Source organism: Paenibacillus sp. FSL K6-4396 (assembly GCF_038002525.1).
In the GTDB taxonomy this organism is placed as follows: Bacteria; Bacillota; Bacilli; order Paenibacillales; family Paenibacillaceae; genus Paenibacillus; species Paenibacillus amylolyticus_B.
Genome location: NZ_JBBOCR010000001.1, coordinates 2015829 through 2036275, shown reverse-complemented (window position 1 = coordinate 2036275; position 20447 = coordinate 2015829). Strand labels below are relative to the sequence as shown.

The window sequence follows — 20447 nt, the reverse complement described above, 5'->3', positions numbered from 1 at the left end:
AAAATCACCCCTTACTCACTCTAATCCTATCTAATTTCTTGAATTTCACTTTTTCAACCTTCTGACTTAGCACCATCCCTGTTGGAGTATCCAAGGCTCGTTCCATGTTCAATTGATATATTTTCTTTAAACCCAGTGAACCCGATTCACTTTCAATAAAGGGATTACTGTATTTCCCCTTCTGATTAAAATCGTCTATGTAGAAATTCGAATATTCTTTCTCAGTAACAATCTCAATTTTCACCTTCGCATACTTTGCAGGAGGTTTAGGGGCAGTCACATCTGCTAAAATTTCCTCATACGCCCCCCACTCAAAGCCATCCTCAGATGTACTCCAGTAGATTTTGAATGATGCTCCTCCCAATGCGTCTACACTTGCAGCCACACCTTTAAATGAAGCGATTTTGTCCTGAATTCGAATCGCGGTGGACTCCCAAGATCCATTAGCTGGATAGATTGAATTCCCGTCCGCATCCTGACTCAACTCTCTTAATTTCAATTTCTGATCCTCGAATATCGTATCTTGAAAAATACCTACAGATAGATCTATATCTAATGCAATTTCTTGAATCGCCATACTTTCACCACCTATCTCATCTCAAAATCCAACTCAACGAATGTCCCAGTTTATGATTCCTGCATGATTTGCCTTCAGAGGAGCTATGATTTGATCTATGACAAAGCCATTTTTACGAATAACCAATTGCCCAGGCAGGTCCTGATCTGAGGTAATTTTAATTTGGAGAAAGGCCGTTTCTTTCAAAGGCAGTGAACACACACACTGAAAGTTAATCTGCACATCATTCAAATTCATTGTTTTTTTGTATCCGAAATTAAAACATTCAATTGTATTATTGAAAGCCCCTGAGCCCCCAGGACCTGAGTGGCCACTCATGTTCACATCTGAAGAAACATTCTTGAACTGAATAATGTCACTATATAGAAAGGTCCTACCTGTTAGCGGGTATTCTTGATCGTCACATACGTATGATATAGAGTACCTATCCGCATTAATATGAAATACACCGTTGGCAACGTTGTGATACACGTGAGATCCTTGCCCGATCAATCCGAAAGAGACCATCTTTTCCTTGTTAATTTTATAAAAACTGTTTGATTGTTGTGTCTGCAAATCGAATTCGCTTAAATAAGTACCATCATAGTAATCAGCAATCCATACATAAGCTTGAGATACAGGTGAGCGTGTAAATTGTGTATTACCTAGAATCACAGCATTTCCCCCTTTTAATAAAAAGGACAGGCTGCAATAGCCTGTCCACATAATTATTTCTTTTTTACACGTAACGATAGGAGATACGTTTTTTGAACTGTTGCTTGCCACTTTTTGCATTCAGCGGTACTACACATTGAATGGAAAGGGTCACATAGTTACCAGCCGCATCTTGAGGATTTCCATTGTTACTCACGCCCAGGATTTCTTTCGGTCCCGGTGCAAATGGTGTTGCATAAGCGGTTCCTGTATAATCTTTGGTTGTCTTGCCTGTTGTTCCAATGGGTTTGGAAAAATCCCTGCCGATACGAGAACTTTCTTCTTCCAAATCTGTCTCTCCCAAGGAATCAACCTGAACGTGGAACCAGTTATTCTTCACCACTTCTACATCATGAGCCTCCGTGTCTCCAGTACCACCAGTCATATCTCGCGTTGTAATCGTGCAATCTTCCATTTTAGATACGTCCGAAGCACCATTCTTATTGTTCCACACATTAAAAATACGAATTTCACTTTTGGTATCTGCATCAATAACACCATAATCAAACGGTGCTACAATCTCCTTGCTGTGTGTTGCGTCCATCCATGTAATAATCGGTTGTGTCATTATATTCCATCTCCTTTTATTTATGTTCTGATCGTTAATTGAATCGTAAGATGTTGAATGTTTGAACCTGCTTCGATGATGTTGATTCTGAAGATATCTCCCGCCTCCACTTTTTTCAACCCAAATGTAGCCTCACCGTCATCTTGATGTTGATGCACTTCAAACTTCAGTGAACTCCCCATCACATCCTGCCAGTGAATGAGATCCTTGGATCGTTCAATTCTTATTTCAGTTGCAGTATCTCCAGAAACTCCACAGTAGCCCTTTACATGTAAAATCTCGCCATCGAATGGAAAAGGGGCTAAAATCCCCAGTACTTCCGGGTAAACCCGTGATTCTTTGCAAAAGACCATAACACGATCCTGTACTTCCAATGGAATCTCATTTAATTTCAAGTGTTCAGCTGTACTCATGAGCCCATCCACATCGGAATTAACCACCTGAAGGTTTTGACCAAATACATCAATCTCTACCCATGCCTTACCGTCATATCGATATCTCTTGCCATCCTTATACGTTTGTACCGTCCAGCCTATTTCAGGAGAAGGGTACTGCACACTTAACTCCTCAAAATCAGCAACTGGACTCTGGTACACAAGTCGAGTCGTTTGATAAGCCTCTTTTGCTTTTCCGGCAGCTTGCAAGGCTTCGCTAGCTGCCTCCAGTGCACGCTTGATGGCGAGTTCAGTTTCGCCAGTGTCCCCAGGCTGTCCCGGACTGCTATGTTTCACCGCTTCTCTAATTAATGACTCTACATGTGCTAAAGTTATCCCATTTGACATAATTCACCTACCTAAGCGTTATGTAGCATATTTTCTTCATAAGACTGTTTCCAAGTTGATACCTCCCCCATAACTAGGAAACCTGTCTCTGGCTTATCATTAAAGAAATTCTTGAACAACCATGCAAAGCATTGCTGTGTCTAGCTTTAAAGAAGTTTTCTAATGGGATAATTACCGGCTTTCTTGCATTCCTTGCAGTATTTCATTCGGTTCGATTTTGCCAGCATCCGTTTTCCGCATACGGTACAATTTTTGATATTTTCTCCTTTCCAGCGAGAGTACTCCAACACAAAGTCATCGAAGCGAACTAACTGGAAGGCAACCTCACCATGCTCCGCAGCGAACAAAACCTGTACGTTAGTTGAATCGACGCGTTGACTTTCTTTGAGGTACCCTAACTGAATAAGTTTGTGTACCAATAACCCCTGATCTTTTTTGCTTACGGCCATTTGACTATCACCGTAGATTTCTTTCCATTCATTATTAATCCAGTACGTATCATTTTCATTGATTCGATTATTAATCTTGCTGTAGACCAGTAAAACAAAGGCCAATTTCTCGAGTCGTTTACTTTTAAGTTGTTTGATCTTTTGAAGTTCTTCGAGTGTTACAGGTACATGATCAATCTCGATTAGCGTGCTCTTGCTTGTCTCCTCCCTTATCTTGATATACTTCTGCGACTGCTTAATGATCCGATTGAGAAATGTATCCCACTGGACAGCATTGTAGTCTGGATAATACTTGGTCATAAACTGATTTAACAACGCATATGCATCTTCAGCGTTCTTCCCCTGTTCAAGCCCGTATTTAGCTAAACAAATCAACGTTTTGGTTGGCTTCTTATCCATTTTCCCATGTGCAATTGCTTGCTCGGCATGATGACGTTCATTTAGAATGATTTTCAAGGGCGCTGCTCCTTCACATGCATTTGGGTCATTTTAAAGGTTCTTCCGGCATACTCAATATCGCCGTCCGGGTCTCTAACCGGATAATGGACGATGTGTTCATTGCTATGCAACAGATTGCGAATAATCTGATCTCCCGACACATCCCATACAAATTGCTTCGATTTCTCGACATTTCGATAACACATGTCCACAATCATATTGCACAGATCTTCTTCGTTATTACAGATCTCCAGCGCCTGCTCCTTAAAGCGTGAAACAAACAACTGCCATCGGGCAGATCTTTCTTCCTTTTTCACCTTACTCTTGCGCAAGTTAGTCATATAACTACGTAATTCTTCGTTATGGATCTGATATAATCGTTGAATCTCTTTGTAACGAGCCTGGGAATATTTCTTGGTACTCATCAATATCGTATGATCAAACGGACTTTCATTCTGATTTAACTTTAACTTGTTGAACTCATCTTCCACTTGATGGCATAACCGGTTCATCACAGAAGGTGCTGTGGATACAGGCATTCTCTGTTCATACTGTGCCAGGAACTGTTCCTGCTCCGGAGATAGCTCCTTCCTCGAATACAACTCATCCACAGTCATGCCAAATAACTGCAAGCACTTCTGACTCGTTTTTTCTATATAGGTGGTATATTCTTTTTTCTGTTCCGGGTCATTGTATATGAAAAAATAAGGCTTCTTGTGTGCTACCATTTTCAAGGCAGACTCGTCCGTTACCGCAGCGCGAATATCATACCAGTGCTTCGGCATTTTTTTGCATTCAATACCTTTGGCCTGATCAATGGCATTTTGTTGATAATGCTGACCACATTGAATTCGGTACATCATTTCCTGATATTCTGCACTTTGCTCCTCATAATTGGCTAAAATATCGAACATCGACGTAATTTTGTTCGTTGTAAAACCGATCAGATCACCAAAGCTGTCTTTGTTGGCCTGAATTAGATCCTTTTCATCCGGAATTTTTTGGGCTGAGGTTTTCTGTACACATACAATCGCATCAAGCTCCTGAATAGCCCCAAGAATTGTGTGATTGTCTGTAGTTAAGACCTGATCACTATCCATATCTGCACCATTTAAGGAATGCGTCGTCGTATCCCATGAATTTAAGATCGTGACCGTGTTCATATAACGATACCAATGCTGCATCTCATCTGTATTTTGAAAACGAAGCACCTTGATATTGTTATGACAAGTCATCGGAGCTCTGAAGCAAGCTACACGGTCCACATGGCGTCCGTTCCAATATTTGGAGTAGAACTCACCTGAACTCAGCAATCCTGTTAAAGGCAAACCAAATATGCTCTGACACAATGTATAGGGATCGCCAGCTATAATGCTGAAATTGCCTTTCACTCTTAGAACTCCGATCTTGGCTTCATTCATTCGTTTACGTATTAAGGTATGAATTTTGCTTCGCACAAAAGGATCATCTATAAGTCGTCGGTCTACCATCAACCCTTTAATATAATCATCTGGACTATTTCTATAATCGTTCTCATGGATGTGAATTCCTTTGAGAAATAACAGTGCCTTGCGATAGTCTTCACCTAGTACATCTTTAATCGAGTCTATCGTGGGACGAATAAGTTCACCAATCTCGTTATCATCCAATTGGAGTGACTGAATAAACTGGTAATTTAAATGACGCTCATCCTCCAGTTCTTCGGGTGTAACCTTCGTTACACTGAACGTGTAGCCATAATAACCGCAACATAACAGGTAATCATCGATACTGTTGTATGAGCTCCATAGTTTGAGCATGGACGTTGTGATGATCAGGTCTACCTCACGAATATCCACAGGATTACCCCAGGCATCGTCCACCATATAATTGCCTGCAACTCGATCTGCAAATTCGTGATAATCAAATGTAAATACCATCCCTTTACAGAAGCTATTACGAATACAAAATCCACCCGGGATATATGCATGTCCCAGCTCGGTTGCCCATCGTTCACTAAGTGCAGGAGAGATAAGACCAAATCCGTCACTCATATTCATCTGAATAGGCTCATTTTTCCTACTCTCAATGCGAGGGTATTCTGTCTCGGTATCATCAATCTGAATAATATCTGCGCCAAATTCAGTTATACAATCATGAACAACCAGTACCCGTTCCGGATGTGACACAGGCGTGCTTGTACTGCAAGCCAGGGCCTTATATGCCTCCAGTTTGGCAGGAACCAGCTCTTTATTGGGATCTCTGCCGTTATTCAATCTTTTCTCCAACAGCGGATGAATATCCTCACTCACATAGATGACTGTCGAACTTTTGGCTCCACCTGTCGTAGCCAATAACCGCTTATATTTTTTGCCGTTAACAGAGAAGGATTTCGATGAATTCAGCCGGTCATAGTCTTTATTATTTTCAATGACCAACAGCAAGTAATCATCGGCAAACTTCAGATTTTTCAGTTCTTCATGCAATTTCTTCATTGCTCTTTTATGTTCAGCATTGGTTTTCAAGGTTTTTAATCGCTCTATTTCCAGCTTGATTCTAGCCAGATCTTGTTCCCTCTCCTTATAGCCTCGAATACGATCGATAAAACGAAATACCTGATGGTTTCCAATAGATGCCACTTCTCCATTTACTGTCGCTTCTTGATAAGTAAGATGCAGATTATAATCCGCTTTTCTAATTCTGGAAGATGTAATTTTATAAACGTATCTCAATCGATCCTGATATGCATTGCCCATTCCCGATTCCCCCTGTTGATTCCTGTCCTGATTAAATAAATTATAGAGTAGACCCGCATGACTGACGCAGGCAAACAGGACGATCAGGGGATGAAAAAAGAAGATTATTTGTTCTATTCTGGGGAGAAATCAAGGGACACTCCGGGACTCGATTCATTTCGAATCGGCATATTTCTGCGTCTCTAGCACTATGATAATTTCCTTTTTAATGATATAGTGAATTGAAGCGTTTTTTTGAGCTGACATACTTTTTAACGGGGCTGGGATGAATGAAAGAAACCTTATCCAATCAAGAGGACATCGGCTTTTTATTTAATGTCGATATACTTATTAAGAGCCGCTCAAATGCATTGGCACTGCAGTCCCTGTTGGAGTTCATAAACAATGAAGAACAAATTGCGGACTTTCGGATTCAATCCGGCATAGAGCTAGGCAAAATTATTGAAGCGACACTCCAGTCCAAGAAGGACTCTTTCGTCACACTTCACAACGAACGCAAAAAAGCCAACGCAGCACAGAAGGCGTCCACTGCAGCTCAGACACCTGCCTCACCTGCTCCAGTCAAAACACAGAATCAACAAGAAAAACCGGTTAGCGAGAAAAAGCCTGCCACCCAAACATCCAATGTTTCCGATGGAAACTCGTTTGACGCGTGGATTGACACGCTCATTAAAGAGAATAAACTCACCCGTATTGTTGTCAATAACAAGAACGGTAAACATCAGAGCATTCCTTGCCGTATTCTGAATTTTGATCGTGATACCAGTATTGTGAGCATCTACCATGTCGATGAAAAACAAGTGTATACGTTCCGAACCAATGAAATCGATGAGTTTCTGTAACTAACTTCATCGGATTAAAACAAAAAGCAACTTGCGTTAGAATGACGGAACATTCTAACGCAAGTTGCTTTTTTAGTTCTATGGTTCATGCAGGATTGAACCCTCCGAGATTTGTTTGGACCGATCAGGAGCGATCCTTACCTCGCTGCCATACATCTAATGCCAATAACAACCATCCGGCTATGAAGGCTACCCCACCAATCGGTGTGATAGCACCCAGAATCTTGATGCCAGAAATACTAAGCACATACAAGCTGCCTGAGAACACGATAATTCCGATAAACAACAAACGTGCTGCCCACTTCAGTTTTGTAGATCCTCCAAGTTGACCAGCGGTCAAGCCAATAATGAGCAAAGCCAATGCATGAATCATATGATATTGCACACCTGTCTCATATGTAGCTATGGCCGCCGGTCCAATCGTATCCTTGAGCATGTGAGCACCAAACGCACCTATCGCCACTGATAGCATGGTCATTACAGCTCCAAGCATCATCCATCTTCGTTGCATATAAGTTCTCTCCCTTAATTCAACTCTTCCTCCTATTATTGTAGCGAATCCCCTCCTCCTTTACCAGTCGGGGTGGAGCTTCAAAGATCATATGTCTGTTTATACTTAACAATTCTATCCCTGCCCTATAAATTGTAGGAAACAAGCGTAAATCCTTGATTTTTATCGATATTTATGGAAAAGTAAACAGGTATGTAATCGTTGTATTTTAAGTGCAATTTCAAAAAGATTGGTTTTTAGTACCGAGAAGATGGGATGAAGCTAGTAATTACTCATCGATTAGGTTAATAACACTCAGTACGATGATTAAGGGAGGCAAGTCAACATTATGGATAATCGTGATTCCTATAATTCAGGTTATAACAACACGGATCAGAACCCTGGCCATGCAGATCCATACAATAACAATGGGTATGAAGCCTACCCGCCAGATCATGAGAGGCAACCAATGATACCACTGAAACATTCCGGACCTGGGATCGCCAGCTTTGTTATTGGATTGGTTGCAATCTTGGGTTATATTCTGATATTCTTTATTGCCACAATGGCTGTAAACGAGTCCATCGGAGTTCTCACCCCGTTGCAGACAGAAGAGATCGCCTTGCATCCAGCAGTGGTTCTGGCTTCATTAGCCATTCTGGTCTGCCTGATTCTCAATTTGGCCGGAGGCATCGTCGGAATTATTGGTCTTGTCCTCAAGAATCGAAAGAAAGTTTTTGCCATTATCGGAACCATATTAAATGGGATCATGATTCTGTTATTCGTTGGACTTATCTTGGTAGGCATGACGCTGATGTAACGCTTTGCATCAGCGTCATGTTTCCTTATAATTAAAATGAATGGGTTTACACATAAGTATAATCTATATTTTTTGCCAAAATCATTGTTTTTAAAGGAGATTGACATGTCACGAATCAAAATTTTTGCGGACAGCACAAGTGATCTGGCTCCAGAATGGATCCAGCAGCACGATATCGGAATCATCCCTTTATATGTCGTGTTCGGTGAAGAATCACTGAAAGACGGTGCTGAGATTAAACCTGAACAGCTATATGAACGTGTTAGCCAAGATGGGCGTCTCCCCAAAACAGCTGCACCTTCCCCCGCTGACTTCATAACGGCATTTCAACCTTACATAGATCAAGGGGATGAGATTTTATATATCAGCTTATCTTCTGAACTTTCTTCTACCTATCAAAATGCACGACTAGCGAGTTCCGAGTTCCCGGAAGGTCGAATTTCGGTCATTGACTCAAAGAATCTTTCATCAGGAATTGCTCTTATGGTGATGAAAGCTGTGTATGCAGCCGAAAAAGGTCAGACGCTGAATCAGATTACACACCTGATTGAGGCAATGAAATCAAATGTACGCACGGAGTTTGTCATCGATACACTGGAGTATCTGCATAAAGGCGGACGCTGTTCGGGCATGCAGAACCTGATTGGAAGCCTGCTCAAGATTCGTCCTGTCATCCGGGTAACGGATGGCAAGATGGCACCTGCCTATAAAGTGCGCGGCAAACGGGAGAAAGCTCTGGAACAAATGCTGAATAATACGCTCAGCCATAAGGATCAGATCGATCCAGACCTGCTGATTGTTGTGCACACCATGGCTGAAGAGGATGCGCTTGACTTGCAGAAGTCTTTGCAGGAACAAACCGGTGCCCGAGTTGAACTAACCACTGCTGGTTGTGTAGTATGCAGTCATTGCGGCCCGAAAACAATTGGAATCATCTATAATACTGTTTTATAGTATTACACGTTACATCGTATCGTATTACCCAATCCTTTCTTCTGGATCTGTATGTGGTACATCCATACTTGGACTGGCATACCGTTATAACTAAAAAGGGCATTCCGAGCTTAATCGCTCAGGATGCCCTTTAATATTTCGCTAAATTTTTTGATGACTTACGTTTGGTCCATTGTTCATTACGATACAGATCAATAATTTTTGGTCCGCAGATCATTCAGACTTTTGAATGCATATCCTTGCTTGCGGGCCTCATCAATAATGGAACCCAGAGCTTCCGTGTTATCTTTGGATACCGAATGAAGCAAAATGACAGCGCCCGGATGGAGTTGTTTCAACACCTGTTGATGAGCATATTGTGCGCCACGCTGCACATTGGTATCCCAATCTTTATAAGCAACAGACCAGAACACATTCACATAACCCTGAGCATGACTCTCTGCAAGCGTACGATTGTTAAAAATCCCGCGCGGTGGGCGTAAAAAGGGCGCTTGTTGACCCGTCAACCGATTGACCTCTGACTTGACCTTCTCAAGTTCCTCTCTAAGCTTTTCATTGGAGATGCGGGTCATATCCGGATGACTCCATGAATGATTACCGACAATATGACCTTCAGCCGCCATACGTTTGACCAACTCAGGCTGATCTTTCAGATAATGACCTGTCACAAAGAAAGCCGCTGGCACCTTTTTGGTACGCAAAACATCCAGTATGGCAGGTGTGAATCCATTCTCATACCCGTTATCAAACGTGAGATACAACTCCTTTTGCTTCGTATCCCCCAGGAAAATGGCATCGTTATGTTGTAAGATCGATTTAAAGCCTTCCTGATCAATGGAGGGCAGTTGACCGTTTTGACTTTTTTTGAAGCCAAAGTGATACGCTCCGGTAACCGGTGATGCTTCAGTCAGTGCCGGCACCATACTGATGGATAACAGTGTCACCAGTATATATAGAACCATTCGCTTCATTCCATCCGCTCCTGTTCCTGAAAATTCGGTTAGTCGTTTGCACACACGAACACCTTCAGGTAATATGCCACAGGAACAGCTAATGTATGTAAATCCTTAACGATCAAAACGTTTATTTTCAGGTTGTGGCGGAGATTGATAGAACAATTCAAGCAAGGTCTGGGGTTTGCCACTGGAGGCAAGCCATTCCCTCACGGTCTGTATGGCACGAGTTTGTCCATCTCCCCGATCACGCCATGTAAGCAACTCGATAACTTTGATAATCAAGGCAGACATATTATGATTATCCAGTTCAGATCGTTCTGCTCTCAGCTTGTGATATAACGCCTCCTGTTCCCAATCCAGAAGAATTTCATCACCAATGGTTGGCTTCAAAAGGGTGTACGCTCTGTCACAACCTTTACAACGAACTGTGCTGACCTGTTCATCTATAAATTCCACTCGAACCTCCTGATGGCAATCCGGGCATTTGAATCCAACTTGTATGTTTTGTATGTTTTCGTTCATGACATTGTTCCTCCTGCGATGTGAGCATTTTACATCATTTCATGCAAAAAACTCCTTGGATATATGCATAATGCTTATGTATGTACTACATCTATACCCGATATTTTGTCGATTCACGCTTATTTTGAAGAAATCTGTAAGGTGCTATAATCTTGTAAATATGTTAAAATATTATACATATCATGGTAGGGAAAAGGCGGGATACTCATGTCGAAGGAAGAGCGCAATATAACCTGGCAATCATCCAGCATCAACAGACAGGACCGGGAGAAACATAATGGGCACCGTAGTCGTGCCATCTGGTTCACCGGGTTATCAGGTGCAGGAAAGTCATCCCTTGCATTTGCCCTGGAGCAGTATCTTTACGACCAAGGCGTACGCTGTTATGTTCTGGACGGGGATAATGTACGTCATGGACTGAACCGTGATCTCGGTTTTACAACAGGGGATCGTCAAGAAAATTTGCGGCGAATTGGAGAAGTATCGAAGTTAATGGTAGATGCCGGGTTGTTTGTACTTTCGGCTTTTATCTCTCCTCATGAACAGGATCGGGAGATGGTTAGACAGTTATTTGAACCAGATGATTTCATTGAAATCTATGTGCGCTGTTCAATTCAAGAATGTGAGCGTCGTGATCCCAAGGGTCTATACAAAAAAGCCCGCAATGGTGATATCCCGCATTTCACAGGCATTTCCGCCCCCTATGATGTACCAATATCTCCTTCATTTATTATCGATACAGAGCAATGGTCCATTGAGGAAGCCGTGCAAGAGATCGTACAGCATTTGGAGCAGATCGGTGCTCTTCAACTGCCGCTTCCTACGAAAACAGCTGTTGTTCATTAATCCTTGGTCAATATACGAACCACCAACATGAAAGGCGCGCCCATCGTGGCGCGCCTCTTTTACGTGAACCCATTGCTGGTTATACCATCAATAAATGAATACAGAGAAGAAGATACACATGCTCTACCATCGCGTTTGAACGTCTTCTAATGTCCACTCACTTACTTACTCACTTACTGCCCCACGACACCCGCTTGCATATTAAGAAGCTTTCTGAACGTCCCTACCGGATCTGTAGATAACTGCTGGTACCCGCCTTCTTGAATCACCCGACCTTCATCAAGCACAATTACACGATCTGCCGTCCGTATCGTGGACAATCGGTGTGCAATCACGATAATGGTCACATGTCCTTTTAGCCGTTCTAACGCCTCATGAATGTACTGTTCATTCTCACTGTCCAGCGCACTCGTTGCTTCATCCAGTACCAATACAGAAGGATTACGCAGCATAGCCCGGGCAAGCACCAATCGCTGACGTTCACCCCCGGATAGACGAATACCCCGATCACCAATGATCGTATCCAGACCCTGAGGCAACTTCCGTACAAATGCCGCAGAGGAGGAAAATTGCAAAGCCTGCCACATCTGTTCTTCACTTGCATTTGGATCAACAAGACGCAGATTCTCACGAATACTCGTATGAAACAGGAATGGGTCCTGGGAGACATATCCGATGGAACTTCGCCAGCTCAATAATCGTTCTTCTGACAGAGGCACTCCGTCAATCAGAATACGACCAGATTCAGGCCTTACGAGGCCCATAATCAGATCTATCAGCGTGCTCTTGCCTGCTCCGGATTTCCCCACAATTGCGGTCATACCCCTTGCTGGAATCGAAGCGTGCACATTTCTCAATGAGTACGCATCACTTCCCTCATAGCGATAGCAGACATCCTCACAGGTGATAGATTCCTTCAGTTCCATAGGTTGAATCCCATCAGTTCCAACGTCTCCTGCCGAAGCAATCTCTGCACTAATCTCACGACTTTTCGCCGTCTGCGCTTGCAGTTCTCTGACTACCCGAAATGCAGGCAGCATGGAGCTGATGTACTCCAGATTGGACTGAATCGCCGTAAACCTTGGCCATAACCGGGAAAAGATAAGGATAATGAGCAGCAGACTTGCGGGTGGCACCGTCATTACACGGAGAGAAAGATAGATGAATGCCGCAATGATGATTGCCGCGGACATCCGGTGAATCAGCTGTGTCCCACTGTTTAATTGGCTAAATTGAATGACATTGCGTTCTATCTGTCTGCACATGCGCTCAAACCAGTTCATGTGTGAGCGCTCAAGCATATTGCTCTTAATATCTTTAATGCCGTTAAAATGCTCGGTAATGCCGTTATAATAACTTTGTGAGAATTCAGAGGTCTGGTCTCCGATCTGCTTGGCCCGCTTGACGAATTTTCGTAAGACGATAAATAATAACAATCCACAGACCAGCACAAGTGCCGTCAATTTGGCGGATAACCAGAAAGCAAGACCGATCTGAATACCCGTAAAGATCAGAGAGGCTGCCATTTGCAGCATAATGCTCGTTCCCTGGCTCACACGTGCAAGTTCAGTCGTTAATATATGGTTGAAATCGGATTTTCGTTTTTGGAGAAAAAATGACCACTGCGCCATAATAATAGCAGCATAGGTTTCCATGCGCAGCGTTCGTACAAATTGCTGCTGGATTCGAGTATTGCGGATCGTCTGGAGACGTTGCATCCAGGCCTGTCCGGAGACAATCAACACAAAGGTGAACAATACGAGTAACAATTGGCTATTATCAGAAAAACGATTCAACACCTCGCCAAGCCAGGGAATGTTTAAGCCTGTGGAGCCCATCTCAAATATGCCAATCAGACTCAGCATCGGAACAAGCATGTAGATACCGATCCCTTCCATGAGACTGATACAGATCATCCCTAGCAGATTCCAATATAAAATGGGCCCCGTGACATGATGCAACTTTCGCATGAAATACCTTAATTCCGAGATCATACTTTACCCCTTTCCGTCACCGTATACCTTTTAATTCGCCGCCAGAACCAGAGAAACGGACGTAACGGAAAGTATAGAAAAAACAAAGAACGTGGAAGTGGCAATTGATCCACATCCCATGTACTTGGATATAAACGCTCAATAAAGAAAAACCATTTCTGTTTTGTACTTCGAAGTTTAAACAGATACGATGGATAAGACTTCATATCAGCCGGACTTTCCAGCATGTCGTTCATGAACTTTGCACCTTCGTTGGCTAATCGCTTGCCTGTACGGTCACTCAAGGACATCAAGGACCTGTACTCTACATCCAGCGACGTATTCAACAGATCTGAGGCTAAGTGAAGAGCCTGCGAACCGATCGATAAACGTCCCTCCGCTTTCAGACGTCTCTCTAATTTCTTCACATCAAGTGGCATGCTGCGGATCATCTGGTCGATATCCAGTAACCAGCGCAGTCTGAACCAGCCGTGTCGTGCACCATGGGTTACGAGATAGGCCCATAGATCTTCTTGTTCAAGCATACGGACAGGTGTCTGTGTGTATGAACTGAACCGGCTGCGTTTCCACAGCAATTCAAAATCGGTTTCTTTGCCCGAATCCGGGTTCAGGCGCCAATGGATCTCCACTTGAGTCCTTTTGACCGGATGGGTGTAACAGATATGATGTTCCCGCCATTTCCAGCTGCGCACCGTAGGTGCCCGCTCCCCTTCCTTGGATACGTATCCGAGGGTAGCCAGAATGCCTTCAGCTGCTTCCACATCATCAAACGGAATCAGGATATCCAGGTCTTTGGAGGTTCGCATGGATACATCGCCATAGAGATCATGGGCGAGCGCTGGTCCCTTTAGTGTAATATTGCGGATACCGCGTTCACGAAAAGCTCCACAAACCTGTTCCATTTCAGCTGTCAGATGTAACATGCGGAACGTATTGACCGTATATTGTTGTCTCAGACTCTCCATAACATCTGCAGGAATGATTGCAGAGTTCAATTCTTTCATTTTCAAATAAAGGACAGAGTATAAGCGGTGATGATAGACAAGCCGCAGAAAGAGCTGCCAATCGGTTCCTTGCAAACCCGCCTTGAGTTCTTCAGGGGATAGAGCCGTCAGATCACCTCTAATCATGCTCAAAATCAGCTTAAGCTCCTTTGGAAACCCTGATGAATAGAGTTCACTTTCATGTATCATAGACAATCTCCCCAGATCCCTTCTCCGGACACCGTTTGCCAAACACACCGACAACCGTATATTGGTCCATAGTATCAGCTCCGGTCACGATCAATTTACCACTTCGCAGCCAGGCATGAGCCATCATATGTCCTTGCTTATTCCGCGCAGTCCCCATATATAACGTACTCTCTATCTTGCGTCGCTCAAGCATCTTCATCCCGGCAATCGCCATTACAAGGCAGCGGCTTTCCCATAACGTATATTTGCTGGCGAGCGAAATCGCTTTGGAAATATTCCGTATAGTAATGACCTCGCTGCGATCAAGTCCTGTCATCGGTGTTTCTACCATAGGCGTACCCAGCCCTGGCGCGATTTTGGCAAATGGCATAGCCTTCTGTATGCGTGCCCAGCCAAGGAGGATATAGGCCTCCCATACCAGTCGACGCATTGACCGCGGGAGCGAGAGATAAGCCTTTATTTTTCGCAACATGATTCTACACTCCGCGAGTAACGTCGATTAAACCTTCACGGGACAGATGTTCCAGGAATTGCACCACCTGCTCACGACATACATCTGGCTCAATCTCGTACTCCGCAGCAAGTACCTCAACAACTTCACCCAGCGTGCGTTCTTCTGCGATCAGGTCCCAGATTCGTCCACCGGTACTCCCCAGATTGTAGTATTTTCCAGAGCTAATGCTCATCATGACTTTCTCACTGCCCATATCACTGACCAGATTGCCTTCCTTCCGGGTTACCCGGTCTTCCACATTCATCGGCGTAGTCGCTGTCATTGTCCTGTATGCACTCCTTTACGTATATGATCTGTGATCCGATCCACCATCTCAAATGCTGTAAACTCAGCACCCGTTCTGACCAATCTGCCAATCTCCACACTTGCTGAAAGTCTTGAAGCCGTCTCAAACAACCATTGTGCCAGCCCCTGTCTTGCAACGAGTCCACCACGGAACGTATGCGAGCATAACAGATGCAGTCGTTCTAGCCCCGTCACTTCAACCAGTTGAACAGATGTTTGGTTTTCTTCCGGTTGGGGAGCAAGTTCGAATATTCCACCAAGTGGTACGGCCATCTCATGAAAATAGTGCTGAACAGGTATCGCATACTTCGTAATCTCTGCGTGAACCGTGGCATAATCCTGTTCCTTCATGCCGAAACCATCCAGACTGGGCTGCCACAATTTCTGCTGCGGATAACCAGGTGATACGATGGCTCTTCCCCCGGCATCCCAGGTCAGTGCGACAACATCATCGGTGAGAAGCGGATACCCACGTGATGCCAGTGCAGCCGACAACGTCGATTTTCCTGCCCCCGAATGTCCGACAAATGCGTAAGCCCAGCCATCAATAACCACAGCACTGCCATGCAATGGAAGAATACCACGCTGCATCATAATGACAGCCATACATGTGCCCAGGATGAATAATCTGACCTTTTTCTCGTCCGCTCCAGGCTGAGGGGATACAATGATACGCTTTCCATGCTCCATTAGAAACAGGCCTGCATCTTCGATTTTGAAAAAAAGGCTGCCATCCCGTGCCACAAAGTTGTCGTTGCCTACATCCCAATCCTCCCACAATGGGGTCAGATCTGAAGACTCGATGTGCACATCCACGACATCAAAATCAGTCTCCGCATCCTTGGGTGCAATCTGTAGTTCAGGCATTCGAATTTGGCTCGACCAGCGCAGACCATACGCCACATAATGCACAGCTAACAATGAACGACGCCTCCTTCGTAATAAAATGTAAAAAAAGCCCTTATATTCATGTTGCTCAATATAAGGGCGGAGGCGAAAAGCTGGATTTGTTGCATTTCCGCCCTTTAAGTATGATGACACATTTTGGAACTAAATAACTTAGGAAGTTGGATCGTACAGATCCGCATCGTGAACCGTGATCCAGTCAATTTGTCTGTAGCCAGTACCGGCCATTGTTTGATTGACTTCCAACACTTCAAGAGCTGGTGCTTGCCATTCCTTTTTTTCCATTTGCATCGTATTCACCTCCTTTTCGCAGTTCTAAGTATGATGGCATATGGTAAAGCTTTCTAACTAGTTCCGTAGAGATCCGCATCGTGAACCGTAACCCAGTCAATATGTTTGTAACCTGTGCCCGCCATTGTTTGGTTGACTTCCAATATTTCCAGTGCTGGTTCTTGCCATTCCTTTTTTTCCCTTTGCATCGTATTCACCTCCTATCATGAGTCAAATGTAAGGAAAAGCCGGGCCCACAGTTCACCGGGCTATATCAGAATTTCCGAATGAACCGATAGACGATCAGACTATGCATCATCAATCGCAGATCTGGATGCGAAGCAAGTTCAGGTCTTGGACTCGGAAAATTGGCCAGGGCAGACTTGATACGCTCCGTGTTTAATATGCCAGCAACCTTGCTGTCAGAACACAAAGCACGTAACTCAGCCGTAAAGGCATCCCAATTCGGAATGATGCGATGTAACCAATCTGCAGGCTGCACACCCCGTACCCGTTGATTCAATCTGACCTTGTCAGGCAACTCCGGTGAAGTAGCCCGGCGAATCAATGAACGATCCGTCCCTTGTTTCACATATTGTTCAATCGGAACGGACAAACAGAACCGGATGACTCTGGCATCACTTGTCGGATCACGTTCCCAAGCGCGGTAACGCAGAGAACATTTTGTAGCTACAGCACCGTTTTTGTTCGCAATAGCCAGGTTATTGAATTTCTCGGCACGTACTTTGAGTGCATCAGCCTGGGCACCGCCCTGCAAAACAATAATGGATTTGAGTCTTTCCAGTACACCTGTTCTTTGAGCAAAATCAGGATGGATCAACTGCACGGACGCGGCCTGGCTTGCTCCTTTGGACTGAGCCTTGAACCACTCCGGATATGCCTTTTTCCCGGTGATCTTAGCTATACGGGAGAAGGGCATTCCGGTCCGCTCACTATACTGCTGCATCTCACGGAACCAGCGATACCAGCGGCCACTTTTCAGTAGACTGGCGTAATAATCCAGAGCCGGCCCCCAGGAGATCGTGAAATTACCACGTGCGCCTGTGAGCAGGATGCCTGCATCTTGCTGGCTCGCTTTTTCATAGAATCCGCGAATCCAGAATGAATTTTCAAAGTATTTATAGGGCATTTCCATAATGTCGAGCCAGGTATCTACTTCACTGAGTGGACTTCTGCCTTCAAAATCAAGGTAGTTCTCTGTGATATTGCCGACATGATTAATGGTTGAACGTATGAAGGGCCGTTCGTCTGCGAGCAACGTTTTCGACGTATAATCTGTGAAATCCGGTACGGGAACATAACTATAGGCCTGCAGCCGTTTGCCCTGACTTCTCAGTGTTCCGGAAGCAAAACCAACCACGGCTCCCGAGTCCAGTCCGCCACTTAAAGCAGCAGCCACCTGCCTGTGAGTTCGCAATCGCGATCCAACCGCCTGCCCAAAGACCTCCCGAAACGCTTCTACATACTCACCATCGGATTTAAGCCTCAGAGGTTCGACTTCATTCCAGCGATGATATTGCTTCAGTTCCAGTCTCCCATCCCGAAAGACAAGTGTATGTGCAGAAGGCAGTTGGCTTATTCCCCGATATACGGTCGAATTGATATCTGCTGAATCATGCATGTCAGGAATGGCAAGGAATTCGGACAGCCAAGTCTCATCAAGTTCTTTATGTACCCCTTCAAGCCCAAGCAACGGATTCATGAGTGTGCAGAAAGCAAAACGTGAACCATCATGTCGGTAATAAAAAGCTCTCATGCCTGTAATGTCTCTCGCTGCATACAGTTTTCGATTCCGCTCATCCCATATCGCGAATACAAAATCCCCCAGCAATCGGACAGCCACATCGTCTCCCCAGCGTTGATAGGCACGCAGGATCAGTTCACTATCCGCCAACATTGCCAGTTCAGCTCTGGATATCTGTAGTTGATCAGCCAGTTGTTCCCGGTTATCCAGAATGGCATCTGCCGTGATGGTCAGACCACTTTCCTCATCATATAAAGGCAACTTCTCGCTAACCGATTCCGGTGTAATCCATTGGGCATGACAGCTGAGGAACGCCTCGTTGCCTTTCCACACCCCTGTTGTATCCGCAGGGACATGCCCCAGGCTTGCGTACAGACGCCAGCTGTCTTCCCATAGCGCCTGCTGACCATCGTTGTGTACAATTCCTGCTATGGCGCTCATGACTTGCCTCCCCGTAGAATCTTGCGCTGTGAAGCCCAGGCGCTGATCTGGTGACCAAATGGTACCCATGATTTGATACGCTGTATTTTGCTTTGAGCAGAAGCCAGCTGGACTTTCAAGCGTTCTCGCTCACTGTAACCCCGTTCAAGACGATGATCCGCCGCCCGTAATGCGGCTTGCAGCTGTCTGATCGTTGCCAGTGCAGCCAGTGTGGGATCTATCTTTTCCGGTTCCTCGACAACTTGGTCATTAAGATTGCCAAGCGGATCATGTACGACAGAATCTGCCGGTTGCATTCGGTATTGCGGTTGCCACTGGCAACCTGTCGCTGCTGTCAACTGATGCGTGATTCGATCAATGACCTCTTGATCCGGACTTGCATCATAATGTACACCCGTCCATTGTTCGGCTTCTGCCAGCTGTTCACTGTATCCCATCCGGTGGAACAGATCTGCCCCCATCACACGGCAATACAGTTCAACTTCATGCGGTTCTAATATGTTTTTCCAGTTGTTAACAGAACCCTGATGTGCCTTTTGATGCGAAGAGAGGAATGGATCACCCACGCCCATACTGTAGAACATGTCAGACTTGGCACTGTCCAGAAACTGTCCATACTGCTCCATACCCTGTTCATATCGAATTCCCAGAAACGCGCATAGTTTCTCGAGTTCTTCCTGAGGATTGGAAACCAATCGTTCATATTGCAATTCATATGCATTGGAATGTGGTTCGGCAAAATACTCATTCAAGCGGAGCATACCCAGTGTAAGATCTACAGATTTCATATTTAATTTGGGGCTCTGCAGACTATGAGTCAGGTCGAATCCTTCTCCTGTGTGGCGGTTTACCTTTTTGAATGATGCTGCTATGGCCAGAGGATTACGCTGGAGATGAATGCGCTTGGACTGAGGGAACAGACGATCCAGCCATTCCAGCATGTAATAGTATCGTGGAGATTTATCAACGATGAAGTCTGCTCCGCTCCCTTCCAGGAATCCATTATAGATCTCAAGAGCAAAACTTCTGCACGCCTTTTCGAAGACATCCTCAGATACCATGGCATTGTAGAACTGACGAATGATGGAGCTGCCACCATAAGCACGTGAATCAGCTTTGTTCAAATCGACAAGATTCATCAGAAACCACATTTCCTGGGTGGCAAATATACGACTATGATTTTGCAGCATGACGGTGGATAAGGAACTACCACTGCGGGGAACACATAGTAAGAAAACAAGTCCGTTACCTTGAGCATCGATCAATGGCAGCCTCTCCTCTGTTCATTAGTATAAATATGTAGCTGGGATAGACCAGACTCTACCTTTGTGTTTGGCAAAACGAGTAATATGCACGCTATAGGTCAGCGTTTTGCAATACTCCGTCGAAAGTTCACCCGGGAATGAA

The 20447-nt window shown here is 44.6% G+C and carries 22 protein-coding genes; 4 read left to right on the top strand and 18 right to left on the bottom strand.

The window, feature by feature from the left end; all coding sequences use genetic code 11:
• Nucleotides 1–4 precede the first annotated feature (4 nt).
• The 6 genes from MHB85_RS09295 to MHB85_RS09270 form a co-directional block, all read right to left on the bottom strand.
• Nucleotides 5–577 carry a hypothetical protein gene (locus MHB85_RS09295; RefSeq protein ID WP_192134726.1) on the bottom strand — a complete coding sequence of 191 codons (573 nt, stop codon included), beginning with the start codon at nucleotides 575–577 and terminating at the stop codon, nucleotides 5–7.
• 33 nt (nucleotides 578–610) lie between these two features.
• Nucleotides 611–1231 (bottom strand): hypothetical protein, encoded by a 621-nt coding sequence (locus MHB85_RS09290; RefSeq protein WP_192134806.1) that lies wholly within the window; start codon nucleotides 1229–1231, stop codon nucleotides 611–613.
• A 64-nt stretch (nucleotides 1232–1295) separates the two neighbouring features.
• Nucleotides 1296–1838, bottom strand: coding sequence for a hypothetical protein (locus tag MHB85_RS09285; RefSeq protein WP_192134724.1), 543 nt, complete (start codon nucleotides 1836–1838; stop codon nucleotides 1296–1298).
• Between the two features lie 20 nt (nucleotides 1839–1858).
• Nucleotides 1859–2620 (bottom strand): hypothetical protein, encoded by a 762-nt coding sequence (locus tag MHB85_RS09280; RefSeq protein WP_192134722.1) that lies wholly within the window; start codon nucleotides 2618–2620, stop codon nucleotides 1859–1861.
• Nucleotides 2621–2766: 146 nt separating this feature from the next.
• On the bottom strand, nucleotides 2767–3525 hold the full coding sequence (locus MHB85_RS09275) for a hypothetical protein (RefSeq protein ID WP_192134720.1): 759 nt from the start codon (nucleotides 3523–3525) through the stop codon (nucleotides 2767–2769).
• The gene (locus tag MHB85_RS09270) at nucleotides 3522–6242 is read right to left on the bottom strand and encodes an RNA dependent RNA polymerase (RefSeq protein ID WP_192134718.1); all 2721 of its coding nucleotides are present in this window, start codon (nucleotides 6240–6242) and stop codon (nucleotides 3522–3524) included. Before MHB85_RS09270 ends, MHB85_RS09275 begins: the two co-directional genes overlap by 4 nt.
• A gap of 269 nt (nucleotides 6243–6511) precedes the next feature.
• Here MHB85_RS09270 and MHB85_RS09265 point away from each other — a divergent pair, with 269 nt between their 5' ends.
• A complete protein-coding gene (locus tag MHB85_RS09265; protein WP_091014625.1) occupies nucleotides 6512–7084 on the top strand; it encodes a hypothetical protein in 573 nt (190 codons plus the stop codon).
• A gap of 124 nt (nucleotides 7085–7208) precedes the next feature.
• On the opposite strand, the gene MHB85_RS09260 is transcribed toward MHB85_RS09265, so the two are convergent.
• A complete protein-coding gene (locus MHB85_RS09260; protein WP_091014626.1) occupies nucleotides 7209–7595 on the bottom strand; it encodes a DUF423 domain-containing protein in 387 nt (128 codons plus the stop codon).
• Between the two features lie 328 nt (nucleotides 7596–7923).
• Here MHB85_RS09260 and MHB85_RS09255 point away from each other — a divergent pair, with 328 nt between their 5' ends.
• The gene (locus MHB85_RS09255; protein WP_091014627.1) at nucleotides 7924–8394 is read left to right on the top strand and encodes a hypothetical protein; all 471 of its coding nucleotides are present in this window, start codon (nucleotides 7924–7926) and stop codon (nucleotides 8392–8394) included.
• A gap of 105 nt (nucleotides 8395–8499) precedes the next feature.
• Nucleotides 8500–9348, top strand: a complete 849-nt coding sequence (locus tag MHB85_RS09250; RefSeq protein WP_192134716.1) for a DegV family protein — start codon at nucleotides 8500–8502, stop codon at nucleotides 9346–9348.
• 191 nt (nucleotides 9349–9539) lie between these two features.
• On the opposite strand, the gene pdaA is transcribed toward MHB85_RS09250, so the two are convergent.
• Nucleotides 9540–10319 carry a delta-lactam-biosynthetic de-N-acetylase gene (gene pdaA, locus MHB85_RS09245; protein WP_192134714.1) on the bottom strand — a complete coding sequence of 260 codons (780 nt, stop codon included), beginning with the start codon at nucleotides 10317–10319 and terminating at the stop codon, nucleotides 9540–9542.
• A 96-nt stretch (nucleotides 10320–10415) separates the two neighbouring features.
• Nucleotides 10416–10826 carry a hypothetical protein gene (locus MHB85_RS09240; protein ID WP_091014632.1) on the bottom strand — a complete coding sequence of 137 codons (411 nt, stop codon included), beginning with the start codon at nucleotides 10824–10826 and terminating at the stop codon, nucleotides 10416–10418.
• Nucleotides 10827–11033: 207 nt separating this feature from the next.
• On the opposite strand from MHB85_RS09240, the gene cysC reads away from it, so the two are divergent.
• Nucleotides 11034–11672 (top strand): adenylyl-sulfate kinase, encoded by a 639-nt coding sequence (cysC, locus tag MHB85_RS09235; protein ID WP_091014633.1) that lies wholly within the window; start codon nucleotides 11034–11036, stop codon nucleotides 11670–11672.
• Nucleotides 11673–11845: 173 nt separating this feature from the next.
• On the opposite strand, the gene MHB85_RS09230 is transcribed toward cysC, so the two are convergent.
• The 9 genes from MHB85_RS09230 to MHB85_RS09190 form a co-directional block, all read right to left on the bottom strand.
• On the bottom strand, nucleotides 11846–13642 hold the full coding sequence (locus MHB85_RS09230) for an ABC transporter ATP-binding protein (protein WP_223199905.1): 1797 nt from the start codon (nucleotides 13640–13642) through the stop codon (nucleotides 11846–11848).
• Nucleotides 13643–13662: 20 nt separating this feature from the next.
• A complete protein-coding gene (locus tag MHB85_RS09225) occupies nucleotides 13663–14796 on the bottom strand; it encodes a nucleotidyltransferase domain-containing protein (RefSeq protein WP_244661066.1) in 1134 nt (377 codons plus the stop codon).
• Nucleotides 14797–14848: 52 nt separating this feature from the next.
• Complete coding sequence (locus tag MHB85_RS09220; RefSeq protein WP_091014637.1) at nucleotides 14849–15331, bottom strand: lasso peptide biosynthesis B2 protein; 483 nt, start codon at nucleotides 15329–15331, stop codon at nucleotides 14849–14851.
• 4 nt (nucleotides 15332–15335) lie between these two features.
• A complete protein-coding gene (locus tag MHB85_RS09215) occupies nucleotides 15336–15635 on the bottom strand; it encodes a lasso peptide biosynthesis PqqD family chaperone (protein WP_017689560.1) in 300 nt (99 codons plus the stop codon).
• Nucleotides 15632–16579: an aldolase gene (locus MHB85_RS09210; protein ID WP_192134712.1), complete on the bottom strand. Its 948-nt coding sequence runs from the start codon at nucleotides 16577–16579 to the stop codon at nucleotides 15632–15634. The genes MHB85_RS09215 and MHB85_RS09210 overlap by 4 nt, the downstream gene beginning before the upstream one ends.
• 138 nt (nucleotides 16580–16717) lie before the next feature.
• A complete protein-coding gene (locus MHB85_RS09205; RefSeq protein ID WP_174806426.1) occupies nucleotides 16718–16855 on the bottom strand; it encodes a paeninodin family lasso peptide in 138 nt (45 codons plus the stop codon).
• A gap of 53 nt (nucleotides 16856–16908) precedes the next feature.
• Nucleotides 16909–17043: a paeninodin family lasso peptide gene (locus MHB85_RS09200; RefSeq protein WP_105598020.1), complete on the bottom strand. Its 135-nt coding sequence runs from the start codon at nucleotides 17041–17043 to the stop codon at nucleotides 16909–16911.
• 65 nt (nucleotides 17044–17108) lie between these two features.
• Nucleotides 17109–19040, bottom strand: a complete 1932-nt coding sequence (locus MHB85_RS09195; RefSeq protein ID WP_091014639.1) for an asparagine synthase-related protein — start codon at nucleotides 19038–19040, stop codon at nucleotides 17109–17111.
• The gene (locus tag MHB85_RS09190) at nucleotides 19037–20305 is read right to left on the bottom strand and encodes a sulfotransferase family protein (RefSeq protein WP_105598019.1); all 1269 of its coding nucleotides are present in this window, start codon (nucleotides 20303–20305) and stop codon (nucleotides 19037–19039) included. Before MHB85_RS09190 ends, MHB85_RS09195 begins: the two co-directional genes overlap by 4 nt.
• Nucleotides 20306–20447 lie beyond the last annotated feature (142 nt).